11 protein-coding genes and 1 pseudogene are annotated in these 13,498 nt (G+C 72.9%); 9 read left to right on the plus strand and 3 right to left on the minus strand.

What is annotated here, in order from left to right; translation table 11 throughout:
* Positions 1 to 39: 39 nt before the first annotated feature.
* The 8 genes and pseudogenes from B4N89_RS21275 (at position 40) to B4N89_RS21310 (ending at position 10,765) form a co-directional block, all read left to right on the plus strand.
* A pseudogene (locus tag B4N89_RS21275) lies at positions 40 to 1,964 on the plus strand (acyl-CoA dehydrogenase family protein).
* Between the two features lie 141 nt (positions 1,965 to 2,105).
* On the plus strand, positions 2,106 to 3,368 hold the full coding sequence (gene dxr, locus B4N89_RS21280; protein WP_078977431.1) for a 1-deoxy-D-xylulose-5-phosphate reductoisomerase: 1,263 nt from the start codon (positions 2,106 to 2,108) through the stop codon (positions 3,366 to 3,368).
* The gene (locus B4N89_RS21285) at positions 3,365 to 4,666 is read left to right on the plus strand and encodes a M50 family metallopeptidase (protein WP_078977432.1); all 1,302 of its coding nucleotides are present in this window, start codon (positions 3,365 to 3,367) and stop codon (positions 4,664 to 4,666) included. Before dxr ends, B4N89_RS21285 begins: the two co-directional genes overlap by 4 nt.
* 157 nt (positions 4,667 to 4,823) lie before the next feature.
* Entirely contained in the window at positions 4,824 to 5,981 is a 1,158-nt protein-coding gene (ispG, locus tag B4N89_RS21290; RefSeq protein WP_078977433.1) for a flavodoxin-dependent (E)-4-hydroxy-3-methylbut-2-enyl-diphosphate synthase, read from the plus strand.
* Positions 5,982 to 6,319: 338 nt separating this feature from the next.
* Positions 6,320 to 7,768: an alpha/beta hydrolase gene (locus B4N89_RS21295; protein ID WP_078977434.1), complete on the plus strand. Its 1,449-nt coding sequence runs from the start codon at positions 6,320 to 6,322 to the stop codon at positions 7,766 to 7,768.
* Positions 7,765 to 9,261, plus strand: a complete 1,497-nt coding sequence (locus B4N89_RS21300; RefSeq protein WP_161500775.1) for an alpha/beta hydrolase — start codon at positions 7,765 to 7,767, stop codon at positions 9,259 to 9,261. Before B4N89_RS21295 ends, B4N89_RS21300 begins: the two co-directional genes overlap by 4 nt.
* Positions 9,262 to 9,363: 102 nt before the next feature.
* On the plus strand, positions 9,364 to 10,221 hold the full coding sequence (locus B4N89_RS21305; RefSeq protein ID WP_371863021.1) for a GNAT family N-acetyltransferase: 858 nt from the start codon (positions 9,364 to 9,366) through the stop codon (positions 10,219 to 10,221).
* A gap of 16 nt (positions 10,222 to 10,237) precedes the next feature.
* Positions 10,238 to 10,765 carry a GNAT family N-acetyltransferase gene (locus B4N89_RS21310; protein WP_078979508.1) on the plus strand — a complete coding sequence of 176 codons (528 nt, stop codon included), beginning with the start codon at positions 10,238 to 10,240 and terminating at the stop codon, positions 10,763 to 10,765.
* Positions 10,766 to 10,829: 64 nt separating this feature from the next.
* On the opposite strand, the gene B4N89_RS21315 is transcribed toward B4N89_RS21310, so the two are convergent.
* Genes B4N89_RS21315 through B4N89_RS21325 form a run of 3 tightly spaced genes read right to left on the minus strand, consistent with a single transcriptional unit; the run spans position 10,830 to position 12,696 of the window.
* Positions 10,830 to 11,747 carry an aminoglycoside phosphotransferase family protein gene (locus B4N89_RS21315; RefSeq protein ID WP_201260877.1) on the minus strand — a complete coding sequence of 306 codons (918 nt, stop codon included), beginning with the start codon at positions 11,745 to 11,747 and terminating at the stop codon, positions 10,830 to 10,832.
* Entirely contained in the window at positions 11,744 to 12,229 is a 486-nt protein-coding gene (locus B4N89_RS21320) for a ferritin-like domain-containing protein (protein WP_078977436.1), read from the minus strand. Before B4N89_RS21320 ends, B4N89_RS21315 begins: the two co-directional genes overlap by 4 nt.
* Positions 12,226 to 12,696 (minus strand): hypothetical protein, encoded by a 471-nt coding sequence (locus B4N89_RS21325; protein ID WP_078977437.1) that lies wholly within the window; start codon positions 12,694 to 12,696, stop codon positions 12,226 to 12,228. The genes B4N89_RS21320 and B4N89_RS21325 overlap by 4 nt, the downstream gene beginning before the upstream one ends.
* Positions 12,697 to 12,928: 232 nt before the next feature.
* On the opposite strand from B4N89_RS21325, the gene rimP reads away from it, so the two are divergent.
* Complete coding sequence (gene rimP, locus B4N89_RS21330) at positions 12,929 to 13,495, plus strand: ribosome maturation factor RimP (RefSeq protein WP_078977438.1); 567 nt, start codon at positions 12,929 to 12,931, stop codon at positions 13,493 to 13,495.
* The last annotated feature ends 3 nt before the right edge of the window (positions 13,496 to 13,498 follow it).

The raw sequence follows: 13,498 nt of genomic DNA on the forward strand, positions 1-13,498 counted from the left end.
ACAACGTCGGTTCCGCTGCGAGTCCGCGAGGAGTCCGCCATGCCCCCTGTCAGCGAACGCGAAGCGCGCAAGGTCGCCGAGGAAGCGCGACAGCAGGACTGGGACAAGCCCAGTTTCGCCAAGGAGTTGTTCCTCGGCCGGTTTCGGCTCGACCTGGTCCACCCGCACCCCGAGGCGGACGCGGAGGAGATCCGTCGGGGGAGGACTTCCTCGCGGTGCTGCGCGAGTTCCTGACCACGCGGGTGGACCCCGCCGTGATCGAGCGCGACGCGCGCATCCCCGACGAGGTGATCAAGGGTCTCGCCGACATCGGCGCGCTCGGGATGAAGATCGACACCGAGTACGGCGGCCTCGGCCTGAGCCAGCTGTACTACAACAAGGCGCTGGTGCTGGTCGGTTCGGTCAACGCCGCGCTCGGCGCGCTGCTGTCCGCGCACCAGTCGATCGGGGTGCCGCAGCCGGTCAAGCTGTTCGGCACCGACGACCAAAAGCGCGAGTTCCTGCCGCGCTGCGTACGCGAGGTCAGCGCGTTCCTGCTCACCGAGCCCGACGTCGGCTCCGACCCGGCCCGACTGGCCACCTCCGCGGTGCCCACCGAGGACGGCGACGCGTACATCCTCGACGGGGTGAAGTTGTGGACCACGAACGGCGTGGTCGCCGGTCTCCTGGTGGTGATGGCCCGGGTGCCCGAGGCCGAGGGCCGGCGCGGCGGGATCACCGCGTTCGTCGTGGACGCGGACACCCCCGGGATCACCGTGGAGAACCGCAACGCCTTCATGGGCCTGCGCGGCATCGAGAACGGCGTCACCCGCTTCCACCGGGTCCGAGTGCCCGCGGCGAACCGGATCGGCGCCGAGGGCGCGGGCCTGAAGATCGCGCTGACCACGCTCAACACCGGCCGGCTCTCGCTGCCCGCGATGTGCGCCGGCGCCGCCAAGTGGTCGCTGAAGATCGCGCGCGAATGGGCGGGCGAGCGCGAGCAGTGGGGCCGCCCGATCGCCGCACACGAGGCGGTCGCGGGCAAGATCGCCTACATCGCGGCCAACGCCTTCGCGCTGGAGGCGATCCTGGAGCTGACCGCACGGATGGCCGACGAGGACCGGCGCGACATCCGGATCGAGGCGGCGCTGGCGAAGCTGTACTCCTCCGAGGTGGGCTGGCTGGTCAGCGACGAACTGGTGCAGATCCGCGGCGGACGCGGCTACGAGACCGCCGCCTCGCTGCGCGCCCGCGGCGAACGCGGGGTGCCGGCCGAGCAGATGTTGCGCGACATGCGAATCAACCGGATCTTCGAGGGCTCCACCGAGATCATGCACCTGCTGATCGCCCGCGAGGCGGTGGACGCCCACCTGGCCGTGGCCGGCGACATCATCGACCCCGACGCGGACCTCAAGGCCAAGGGCAAAGCCGCCGCCGACGCGGGCGTCTTCTACGCCAAGTGGCTGCCCAAACTGGTCGCCGGCAAGGGGCAGGTGCCGACGTCCTACCGCGAGTTCGCCCCCGCCGGCCTGCCGAGCCTGGCCGCGCACCTGCGCTTCGTCGAGCGCACCTCGCGCCGGCTGGCCCGCTCGACCTTCTACGGCATGGCCCGCTGGCAGGGCGCGATGGAGCGCAAGCAGGGCTTCCTCGGCCGCGTCGTCGACATCGGCGCCGAGTTGTTCGCGATGAGCGCGGTGTGCGTGCGGGCCGACATGCTGCGCCGCCGCGACGCCGAGCAGGGCCGGGCCGCGTACGAGCTCGCCGACCTGTTCTGCCGGCAGGCGCAGATCCGGGTGGACGAGCTGTTCGGCCGGTTGTGGACCAACACCGACACGCTGGACGTGCGAGCCGTCGAGGGCGTGCTGGCGGGCCGCTACCTGTGGCTGGAGGAGGGCGTGCTCGACGTCTCCACGGAGGGCCCCTGGATCGCCGACGCGACGCCGGGACCGTCCAAGGCGGAGAACGTGCACCGACCCGTCGGTTGAGCTCCGCGCGGGGGGCCGGCGGGCGGGTACCGCGGGCCCCCGCGCGCCGATTCGCGCCGATTCGCGCGGGCCAACGCGGTCGCCGCGGGCAATCGGCCGACCTGTGCTCGGCGCCCCGTCGGCGCGGGCCACAATGGACGGATGGACTCCCTGGCCGATCCGTACGCGCCCTTCGCCGCCCCCGACCAGCCGCCCACCCGACGGGACGTCGTCCTGCTCGGCTCCACCGGGTCGATCGGCACCCAGACCATCGACGTGGTGCGCGCCCACCCCGAACTGTTCCGTATCGTCGGCCTGTCCGCCGGCGGCGGCCGGGTGGACGAACTGGCCCGGCAGGCACTCGAACTCGGGGTCGAGGTGGTCGCGGTGGCCAAGGCGTCCGCCGCGCAGGACCTGCAACTGGCCTTCTACGCCGAGGCGCAGCGCCGCGGCTACGCCAAGGGGCAGTACAGGCTGCCGCGCATCCTGGCCGGCCCCACCGCCGCCACCGAACTCGCCGAACATCCGTGCGACGTGGTGCTCAACGGCATCACCGGCTCGATCGGCCTGGCCCCCACCCTGGCCGCGCTGACCGCCGGCCGCACCCTCGCGCTGGCCAACAAGGAGTCGCTGATCGTCGGCGGCCCGCTGGTCAAGGCGATCGCCAAGCCCGGCCAGATCGTCCCGGTCGACTCCGAGCACTCCGCGCTGATCCAGGCGCTCCGCGGCGGCCGGGCCGATCAGGTCAGGCGGCTCGTGGTCACCGCCAGCGGCGGCCCGTTCCGCGGTCGCACCCGCGCCGACCTGGTCGACGTCACCCCCGCGCAGGCCGCGGCGCACCCCACCTGGGACATGGGCCCGGTGATCACGATCAACTCGGCGACCCTGGTCAACAAGGGGCTGGAGGTGATCGAGGCGCACCTGCTCTACGACATCCCCTTCGACCGGATCGACGTGGTGGTCCACCCGCAGTCGATCGTGCACTCGATGGTGGAGTTCACCGACGGCTCGACGCTGGCCCAGGCATCCCCGCCCGACATGCGGCTGCCGATCGCGCTCGGCCTGTCCTGGCCCGACCGGGTGCCCGACGCGGCGGCCGGCTGCGACTGGACCAAGGCGGCCACGTGGGAGTTCTTCCCGCTCGACAACGAGGCCTTCCCGGCGGTCGAACTCGCCTGCACCGCCGGCCGCGCCGGCGGCACCGCGCCCGCGGTGTTCAACGCGGCCAATGAAGAGTGTGTGGACGCGTTCGTCGCGGGACACCTGGGGTTCAACGGCATCACCGACACGGTCGCCGCCGTGCTGAGCGAGCATGATGTACGTGGGGACGGCAACCGGTTGACACTGGAGGACGTCCTCGACGCGGAGGACTGGGCGCGCCGACGGGCACGCGAGATCATCGCCCACGGAGGAGAACCCCGTTGACCCTGTTCATGACGATCCTCGGCATCGTCGTCTTTGTCGTGGGCCTGCTGTTCTCCATCGCCTGGCACGAGGCGGGCCACCTGATCACCGGCAAGATGTTCGGTGTCCGGGTGCCGCAGTACATGGTCGGCTTCGGCCGGACGTTGTGGTCGAAGAAGATCGGTGAGACCGAATACGGCCTCAAGGCGATCCCGGCCGGTGGCTACTGCCGGCTGATCGGGATGTTCCCGCCTGACGCGTCGGGCAAGGTCCAGGCCCGCAGCACCTCGCCGTGGCGCAGCATGATCGAGGACGCCCGGGAGGCGTCCTACGAGGAGGTCGGTCCCGGCGACGAGGACCGCATGTTCTACCAGCGCAAGCCGTGGCAGCGCACGATCATCATGCTCGCCGGCCCGTTCATGAACCTGATCCTGGCCATCGGGCTGCTCGCGGTGTACCTGATGGGCTTCGGGATCAACAAGACCACCTCCACGGTGAGCACCGTCTCCGAGTGTGTGGTCAGCGCCGACGCGAAGACCGACAAGTGCCCCGCGGACGCGAAGCCGGCACCCGGCAAGGCGGCGGGTCTGCTGCCGGGCGACCGCATCGTGTCGTTCAACGGACAAAAGATCGGCGACTACGAAAAGCTCCAGGGTCTGATCCGCAAGTCGTCCGGCGAGGTCACCCTGGTGGTCGACCGCAAGGGGCAGAAGCTCACCCTCAAGCCGGTGCTCGAACAGAACAAGATGATCAAGCTCGACGGCGACGGGCGGGCCGTGCCCAACCAGTACACCACCACCGGTTTCCTGGGCATCAGCCCCGCGACCGGGATCCAGCGCCAGAGCGCGGCCGAGTCCGTCGAATTCACGAGCGACATCGTCAAGAACGCCTTCCACGGCCTGCTGCGCATCCCGCAGAAGGTCCCCGCCCTGTGGGGCGCGGCCTTCCAGGGCGACGAGCGCGACCAGGACTCCCCGGTCGGCGTGGTCGGCGCGGCCCGGGTCGGCGGCGAGGTCGCCGCGCTGGACGTACCGCCGTCCCAGCGGGTCGGCCTGATGATCTTCATCATCGCCGGCTTCAACGTGTCGCTGTTCCTGTTCAACATGCTGCCGCTGCTCCCGCTCGACGGCGGTCACGTGGTCGGCGCGTGGTGGGAGTCGATCCGTCGCCGGATCGCGAGCCTGCGCAAGCGGCCGGACCCGGGCCCGTTCGACGTGGCCAGGCTGATGCCGGTCGCCTACGTCGTGGCCTCGATCTTCATCGCCTTCACCGTCCTGGTGTTGATCGCCGACCTGATCAACCCCGTGAAGGTGACCTAGCGTCGAAAACGCGCCCGTACTCCGCCCTGCCGGCCCACCGTGTGTCGATCAGGCAACAGCTGGGACGGCACAGGGGTACGGGCGCGTCCGTACCGCGGGAGGGTGGCGTAGCGTTGACGACGACCTACCCCGCCGAACCCACGGGACTCAAGCGAACATGACCGCGATCCAGCTCGGAATGCCGTCCGTACCTGCCCGGCCCCTCACGCCGCGCCGCAAGTCACGGCAGATCATGGTCGGCAACGTGGCCGTCGGCGGAGACGCCCCGGTGTCGGTGCAGTCCATGACCACCACCCTGACCTCCGACGTCAACGCCACGCTTCAGCAGATCGCCGAGCTGACCGCGTCCGGCTGTCAGATCGTCCGGGTCGCGGTCCCCTCGCAGGACGACGCCGACGCGCTGCCCGCGATCGCGCGCAAGTCGCAGATCCCGGTGATCGCGGACATCCACTTCCAGCCGAAGTACGTCTTCGCCGCGATCGACGCCGGTTGCGCGGCGGTGCGGGTGAACCCGGGCAACATCAAGCAGTTCGACGACAAGATCGCCGAGATCGCCAAGGCGGCCTCCGCGGCCGGCACCCCGATCCGGATCGGGGTCAACGCCGGATCGCTGGACAAGCGACTGCTCGCCAAGCACGGCAGGGCCACCCCCGAGGCGCTGGTGGAGTCCGCGCTGTGGGAGTGCTCGCTGTTCGAGGAGCACGACTTCCGCGACATCAAGATCTCGGTCAAGCACAACGACCCGGTCGTGATGATCGAGGCCTACCGGCTGCTCGCCGAGCGCTGCGACTACCCGCTGCACCTGGGCGTCACCGAGGCCGGTCCCGCCTTCCAGGGCACGATCAAGTCCGCGGTCGCGTTCGGCGCGCTGCTGTCGCAGGGCATCGGCGACACCATCCGGGTCTCGCTCTCCGCTCCGCCCGTCGAGGAGATCAAGGTCGGCAACCAGATCCTGGAGTCGCTCGGACTGCGCCAACGCGGCCTGGAGATCGTCTCCTGCCCGTCCTGCGGCCGGGCCCAGGTCGACGTGTACAAGCTCGCCGAGGAGGTCACCGCGGGCCTGGACGGGCTCAAGGTGCCACTGCGGGTGGCGGTCATGGGCTGCGTCGTCAACGGCCCCGGCGAGGCCCGCGAGGCGGATCTGGGCGTGGCGTCCGGCAACGGCAAGGGGCAGATCTTCGTCAAGGGCGAGGTGATCAAGACCGTGCCCGAGTCGAAGATCGTCGAGACGCTGATCGACGAGGCGCTCAAGCTGGCCGAGCAGATGCAGGCCGACGGTGTGATCAGCGGCGAGCCGATCGTCGACATCGCCTGAGTCGGCCGCCGGGCGGGCCGTCGCCGGGGCGGATTTCGGCCGGCGTTCGATCCGGAGTGGCGGACTCGATCCGGCCGGATCCACGCGGATCCACGCCGATCGGGACCGGTCACCCTGATCCATGCGGGTCCACGCTGATCGGGCCTGGTCACCCTGATCCATCCGGGTCCACCTTGATCCGGCCGGTCCACTTCGGTCCACCCCGGTTCGAGCCCGACCGGATCAATCGGCTCGCCCACGCGAGTGACAAATCGTTGATGCGCCCCGACCCCAGGTAATCGACCCCGATCATCGAGACACATGATCGGGGCGTCGCCCCCGGGGGAGGGGCGTCGCGCGTGGGACGCATCGTCGTGGCCGTGATGGCCATCGCCGCCATGATCGCGGGCACCGCCGCGGGACCCGCGCCCGGTCCCGACGCGGCGCACCCGGCCGTCGGGAGCAGGCCCGGCGTCGTGTGGGGCGGCTGCCCCGACGACGTCGCCGAACCCGGACTGCGCTGCGGCACCCTGACCGTCCCGGTCGACCACGCGCGCCCCGACGGGCCCACCACGACGCTGGGTCTGTCGCTCGCGGCGGCCGGCGGGGGGCGGGCCCGGCGCGGCACGATCGTGGTCAACCCCGGCGGACCGGGCGGCGGCGGGATATGGCCGGCCGGGTCGGTCCGCCGCGCCCTGCCCGAACCGGTACGGCAGAGCTACGACATCGTCGGCGTCGACCCCCGCGGCAACTACCACAGCGACCCGATCTCGTGCGTCGACGCGAGCTTCGACCGGGCGCCGCGGCCCGACCCGGTGCCCGCCACGGCGCGGGACGAGGAACGGCTGGTCGAGCGCGCCCGCACCTATGCCCGCGGCTGCGCCGAGCGCGCCGGCGACCTCCTCCCGCACCTGGGCACCCTGGAGAACGCCCGCGACCTGGACCTGGTCCGCGCCGCGCTCGGCCGGCCGAAACTCTCCTTCATCGGCTGGTCCTACGGCACCTACCTGGGCGCGGTCTACGGACAGTTGTTCCCCGAGCGGGTCGACCGGATGATTCTGGACAGCATCGTCGACCCGCGCCCCGACCAGGTCTGGTACGGCTCCAACCTGCGTCAGGACATCGCCTTCCAGGGCCGTTGGCGCGACTTCCTCGACACCTCCGGCGCCGACCTGGACCCGATCTTCACGCGCGTGCTCGCCGCCGCCCGGACCCGTGCCCTCGCCGACGTGGTCGGCCCGGCCGAGCTCTACGACCTCGCCACGCGCACCCTGTACAACTCGCGGAGCTGGCCCGGCTTCGCCGACGCTCTGCGCGCCTGGGACCGCGGCGACCCGGCCCCGCTGACCGCGCTGTACACGCCGCCCACCGCGCAGGACGCCAACGGCACCGCGATCTACACCGCCGTCGAGTGCCACGACGGGCCGTGGCCGGGCGACTGGGCGGTGTGGGACCGCGACGCGCGCGCCGTGGACGCCGCCGCCCCGCTCACCGCCTGGCCCAACACCTGGCTGAACGCGCCCTGTGCGTTCTGGCCGGTGCCGGCCCGGACCCCGATGCGCATCGACGGCCACGACCTGCCGCCGGTGCTGCTCGTCCAGGGCACCCGCGATCCGGCGACCCCGCCCGCCGGGGCGAACGCGCTGCACGACGCGCTGCCCTCTTCGCACCTGATCACCGTGCCCGGCGAAGGCGACCACGGGATCCTCGCGTTCCAGCCCAACGACTGCGTTCTGGCCGCCGCCGCGGCATACCTGACCGACGGCACGCTCCCGGCGGGCCGCGACACCACCTGTGAGGAATCGTGACCCGCGCCGTCCGCGCCCTCCTCGCCGGCGCGCTCACCGCCGCCGTGCTCACCGCCGCCCCCGCACCGGCCCGCGCGAGCACCGAGCCGATCGCGTGGGGCGACTGCCCGACGGGCACCGCGCCGGGCGAACGCTGCGGCAGCATCGGCGCGCCGCTCGATCACACCCGCCCCGACGGCGCCCGGATCCGGGTCGGCGTCTCGCGGGTGCCGGCCACCGGGAGTCGGGCCGAATACCAGGGCGTCCTGGTGGTCAACTTCGGCGGCCCCGGCGCCTCCTCCGTCGGCTCGATGGCCGCGCTGGCCGGCGGCCTGCCCGAGCGGCTGCGCCGGGCCTACGACCTGATCGGCTTCGACCTGCGCGGGCGCGGCACCAGCACGCGGGTCACCTGCACCGACCCGGTCACCTTCGGCCGAGCGCCCAGGCCCGATCCGGCCGTGCCCGCCGGTCGCGCCGCGCACCTGGCCGCGACCCGCGCGTTCGCCGACGGCTGCCGGGCCTCCGCGCCCGACCTGCTGCCGCACCTGACCACCCGCGACATCGCCCGCGACCTCGACCTGGTCCGGGCCGCGTTCGGCGCGGAGCGGCTGAGCATCCTGGGCTACTCGTACGGGAGTTACCTGGGCGCGGTGTACGGGCAACTGTTCCCGCGGCGGGTGCACCGGATGCTCCTGGACAGCGTGGTGGACCCGACCGAGGTCTGGTACGGGACCGGCTTCCTCCAGGCCCGCGCCTTCTCCGCACGTCAGCGCGACTGGGCGGGCTGGGCCGCCGACCGCGACGACCGCTACCACCTGGGCACGAGCGCGGCCCGGGTGCTGGCGACCTGGGACGTGCTGCGCGCCCGCCTGGTGGCGCGGCCCGCCGACGGCGTCTTCGGCGGCGTCGAACTCGACCAGTTCACCATCGGCTCGCTCTACACCGACCGGGACTGGCCCAGGCTGGCCGGCGCGCTCGCCGACTACGCCTCCGGCGACCCGGCGGCGCTGGTCAAGTCCCGGCGGGCGGCGACCGGCGAGGAGGTCAACTTCGAGTCGGTGTTCCAGACCGTCTCCTGCGCGGACGCCCCCTTCCCGGCCGACGAGCGGGTCTTCGAGGCGGACATGGTCCGACTCCGGGCCCGCTACGGCGCGCTCGGCGCCGCGATCGCCTCGCCCGGGGCGTGCCTGTACCTGCAGACCAACACCGCGCCGCCGACCCGGATCGACGGGGCCGGCCTGCCCGGCGTGCTGCTGATCCAGTCCGTCGGCGACCCGGCCACGCCCTACGAGGGGGCGCTGCGCATGCACGAGGCGCTGCCCTCCTCGCGGCTGCTGACCGTGCGCGGCAACGGCAACCACGGGCACTACCTCGTCGACGGCCCGTGCGTGGACGACCGGGCCACGGGGTACCTCGTCGACGGGACCCTGCCCGCGCACGACATCGAGTGCGACGCCGCCGCGTCGGAGGGGCCCGTGACGCGCCGACCGGGGGTGCCGAGGCTGCCGCGCTGACCCGCCCGCCGATCCCCCTGCCTCCCGGGCGGCACATACGGCCCGGACCTGCATAGGGTGGTGCCGCACCAACCGGCATTTCCCCAAGGTCCGCCCGATGGCATGGTGAGGCACGTGCTGAGCTCGGTTTCCACCAAGGTCCTGGACGGGACCGACCTGTCCGCCGTCCAGGCGCTGCTCGACCGCGACCCGGTCACCAACGTCTTCGTCGCGTCCCGGGTCCGGCTCGCCGGTGTCGATCCGTGGCGCCTGGGCGGCGAGCTATGGGGCTACTACGAGGGCGGCCTGCTCACCTCGCTGTGCTACGCGGGGGCGAACCTGGTCCCCGTCGAGGCCGGGCCCGACGCCATACGCTCCTTCGCCGAACGTGCCCGGCGCCAGGGCCGGCGCTGCTCGTCGATCGTCGGCCCCGCCGAGGCGGCGGCCGGTCTGTGGCGGCTGCTCGAACCCGCCTGGGGGCCCGCCCGCGACGTACGCCCGGTGCAGCCGCTGATGGTCGCCGGGCGGCCCTCGGCCGAGGTGCCCGCGGATCCGCTGGTGCGCCGGGTGCGGCCGGACGAGCTGGATCTGGTGATGCCCGCGTGCGTGTCGATGTTCACCGAGGAGGTCGGAGTCTCGCCCCTGATCGGCGACGGTGGCACGCTGTATCGCGCACGGGTGTCCGAACTCATCGCCGGCGGCCGTGCGTTCGCCCGGATCGAGGACGGCAGGGTGGTGTTCAAAGCGGAGATCGGCGCGGTCACCCGGCACGCGTGCCAGATCCAGGGTGTGTGGGTGGCCCCGGAGCGGCGCGGCGAGGGGCTGTCCGAGATCGGCATGGCGGCGGTCCTGCGGCACGCGCTCGCCGAGGTCGCACCGGTGGCCAGCCTGTACGTGAACAGCTACAACGGCCCCGCCCGCGCCGCCTATCGGCGGGTCGGCTTCGCCGAGACCGGCGCCTTCATGAGTGTGTTGTTCTGATGGAGTGCGTGTGCTGATGGAGTGGACGTGCCGGGTCGTCGACCTCGCCGCGTACGCGGACGAGGCGGTCGAGGTACAGGCCCACGCGTTCGGGCTCGCCGACGACGAGATCGCGGTCCGGCAGCGGATAATGCGCCGCCACGCGACCTTCGCCGGGGTGCGCTCGCTCGGCGCGTTCGACGGCGCCGGTCGCCTGGTCGGCTTCGGCTACGGCTATCCCAACCTCACCGACCAGTGGTGGAGCCTGGTGATCGAGCCGCACCTGGCCCGGGAGGGCCACCGGTCCTGGCTGGACGAGTCGTTCGTGGTCGGCGAGTTGCACGTGTTGCCGCGCTGGCAGGGGCACGGCATCGGCCGCACCCTGATCGGCCTGCTGTGCCGGGGCCAGGACCGCTCGCACATCCTGCTCTCCGCGATCGACGAGCAGACCCCGGCGCGCCGGCTCTATCGCGGGCTGGGCTTCGTCGACCTGGCCCGCCCGGTGCTGTTCCCGGGCAACAACCGGCCCTACACCGTGATGGGCGCGATCCTGCCCTTCGCGTGACGTCGCCGAGCCCGATCCCGCCGAGCCCGACCGTGCCGCCGCGCGCCGGTCGCGGGGGTGCGGCTCAGGACAGCCACTCCGCGACCGACAGCAGGTCCTCGCCCGCCGGGTCGTCCACCGACAGGCACCACAGACCCAGCGCCAACGCCTGCACCAGCGCCCACCCGCGCACCCGCTCGGGGTCCAGGTCCAGCGCGTTCGCCAACCACGTCACCCGCCGCCGCACCAGCGCCTGCGGCCGCGGCTCGGCGACCACCGTGGCCATCCGGTCCCGGACCAGCGGGCCCAGGTCGAAGGCCCGCTCGCCGAGCATCGGCCGCGGATCGATCGCCAGCCACTTCGCCCGAGTGCCCGCGAGCACGTTGCCGTGGTGGCAGTCGGTGTGCAGGACCACGACCTCCGGCTGCGACGCGGCCAGATCGGCGCACAGCGCCACCGCCTCGTCGACCAGCGCCCTCGGGCAGGGCCCGGCCAGGTCCGCGTAGCGCTGCGGGATCGATTCGCCCCAGTGCCCGGCCCGCTCCGCGACCGGCTCGATCGGGCAGTCGGCGGGCGGGGCCACCCACAACCGGCGGATCACCTCCGCGGCCTCCAGCATCGCCCGATCCTCGGCCAACGAGCGCAGCGAGACGTCCGGTTGCAGCCGCTCCAACAGCAGCGCGCCGCGTGCCGGATCCGCCTCCAGCAACCGCACCGCGCCGGCGCCGTCCCACAGCGCGAGCGCGGTCGGCTCGTGTGCGGTGTAGCGATCCACGAAGCCCAGCTTGAGCGTGGCCGGCGTGTCGTCCGCCCGGCGGACCAGGAAGGTCAGGCTCAGCGCGCCGCCGGGAATGATCGGCCGCTCCACGGTCAACTCCCAGCGTGCCGCGTACTCCGCGACCGCCTCCGGCAGCCCCGCGAGCCACGCCCGCGCGGCCTCCTCGCCGCACCAGCGCAGCGCGGTCCGCGTCAGTCGTTCCGGTACCTCGACCCGATCGTTCACGTGCGGCCCCCCGCCGTCGCCGTCCCCGAACCACCCTCCTCGGGCAACCCCGGGAAGGGCGTACTCGCCCCCCGCCAGCGCACCCCCCACACCGCGGCCTCGCGCAACCAGCCCGCCGCCTCCGCCCGCAGCGGTGAGCCGGCCGCGGCCACCAGCGCGCCGAGGTGCAGCGCGACCCCGTCCTCCAGGTACACCGCGAGCCGGGTCGCGTCCGCCGGCGTGGCCACCGGGAAGGGCACCGTGTACGCGGGCGCCGCCGGCGGCGCGGTCGCACCCCGATCGGCGATCAGCCGGGTGATCGTGTCCCGCCGGGCGCGATGCGCGTCCAGCGCGGTCCGTGCCTGGGCCCGGGCGGCGCCGGTCAGCCGCCCGCCCGCGACGCCGTATCCGTAGACCGCCGCGTGCTCCGCGTCCAGCGCGTCGCGCAGCGCCCTCACCTCGACGGCGGCGGCCCCCGACGGGGCCGGACGCGGCGTACTCACGATGCGCTCCGAAGCAGTTGGGCGTGTCCCGCCAGACACGCCGAGGTGGCCGCCAGTCGGCGGGCGAGATCGGGGGAGACCCGGTCCAGGTCGACGAGGCGCTCGTCCGAGGCCTGCTGCGCCCGGTCGGCGATCGAGGCGGTCGCCGCGGCGAGGTCGTCGGGCGCGGCCCCGGGAGGTGGCGCGGAGTGTGTCGCGCGACCGGCGAAGGCGGTCAGGTGTTGCCGCAACTCGACCGCCAGCGGCCGGATCCGCTCGGCCAACGGGGCGTGTCGCGCGGCCACCGCGTCATAGTGCGCCAGCAGCGCCCCGGTCGCCGTGTACGCCCGCTCCCGCGCCGCGTCGTCGGCCTTGCGCCGCCCCTGGTCCGAACCCCCGCCGTCGTCGCAACCGGCGACCGCGGCGGCGATCGTCGCCGCGGTCACGGCGCCGAGGACGGCCCGTCGCGTCGGCCCCGCGTCGCGCATGCGTCCCGCTCCTGAACCTCGTCCGTGATGTCCGTGCCGCCTCCGGCCGTGTCGGACGCTACCGCATGGCCGGGCCCGTGGAGCCCGCCGGACATCCGGCGGTCGACCCGCGTACCCCGGGCGGACGTGCGCGAGATGGCTCCCGGACCGGATACTGTTGTCCTTCTCCGACCCGCCCTCCGGCGGTCGACGCACCTAAGACAACAGCACACGCAGCCGAGGAGTCACCCGGATGAGCACCACCACGTTGGACCGGCTGCGGGAGTTGCTGGAGCCGGTGGTATCGACCCTGGGCGTGGATCTCGAGGAGGTTTCCCTCACTCCCGCCGGCAAGCGGCGTGTGCTGCGCGTGATGGTGGCCGCCGACGGCGGCGTCGACCTGGACAAGGTCGCCGAGGTCAGCCGCGCGGTCTCCGAGGTGCTCGACCCGAGCGATGTGCTCGGCTCGCTGCCCTACCTGCTCGAAGTCACCACCCCCGGCGTGGACCGCCCGCTGACGCTGGAGCGGCACTGGCGCCGCGCGGCGGATCGACTGGTCCTGGTGCAGCTGCACGACGGCGGCACGGTGACCGGCCGGATCGGCGCGAGCGACGCGGAGGGCGTGGAACTGGACGTCGACGGCACGCCGCGGCGGTTGACCTGGGACGAGGTGGCCAAGGCCGTCGTACAGGTCGAGTTCAACCGCAAGGGCAAGGACTCGGCGACGACCGCCGAGACCGAAGAGGACGACGAGGACGACGAGGACACCGGTGTCGAGCACGACACCGACGCGGACGACACCATGGACGAGGAGGCGTAGGAC

The organism is Embleya scabrispora (assembly GCF_002024165.1).
Taxonomy (GTDB): Bacteria; Actinomycetota; Actinomycetes; order Streptomycetales; family Streptomycetaceae; genus Embleya; species Embleya scabrispora_A.

Bases quoted from the DNA above. Each gene is read 5' to 3' on its own strand.
- B4N89_RS21305 (WP_371863021.1), top strand. From the start codon at position 9,364: ATGGTGAGGCACGTGCTGAGCTCGGTTTCCACCAAGGTCCTGGACGGG.
- rimP (WP_078977438.1), top strand. From the start codon at position 12,929: ATGAGCACCACCACGTTGGACCGGCTGCGGGAGTTGCTGGAGCCGGTG.
- B4N89_RS21310 (WP_078979508.1), top strand. From the start codon at position 10,238: ATGGAGTGGACGTGCCGGGTCGTCGACCTCGCCGCGTACGCGGACGAG.
- dxr (WP_078977431.1), top strand. From the start codon at position 2,106: ATGGACTCCCTGGCCGATCCGTACGCGCCCTTCGCCGCCCCCGACCAG.
- B4N89_RS21325 (WP_078977437.1), bottom strand. From the start codon at position 12,696: ATGCGCGACGCGGGGCCGACGCGACGGGCCGTCCTCGGCGCCGTGACC.
- ispG (WP_078977433.1), top strand. From the start codon at position 4,824: ATGACCGCGATCCAGCTCGGAATGCCGTCCGTACCTGCCCGGCCCCTC.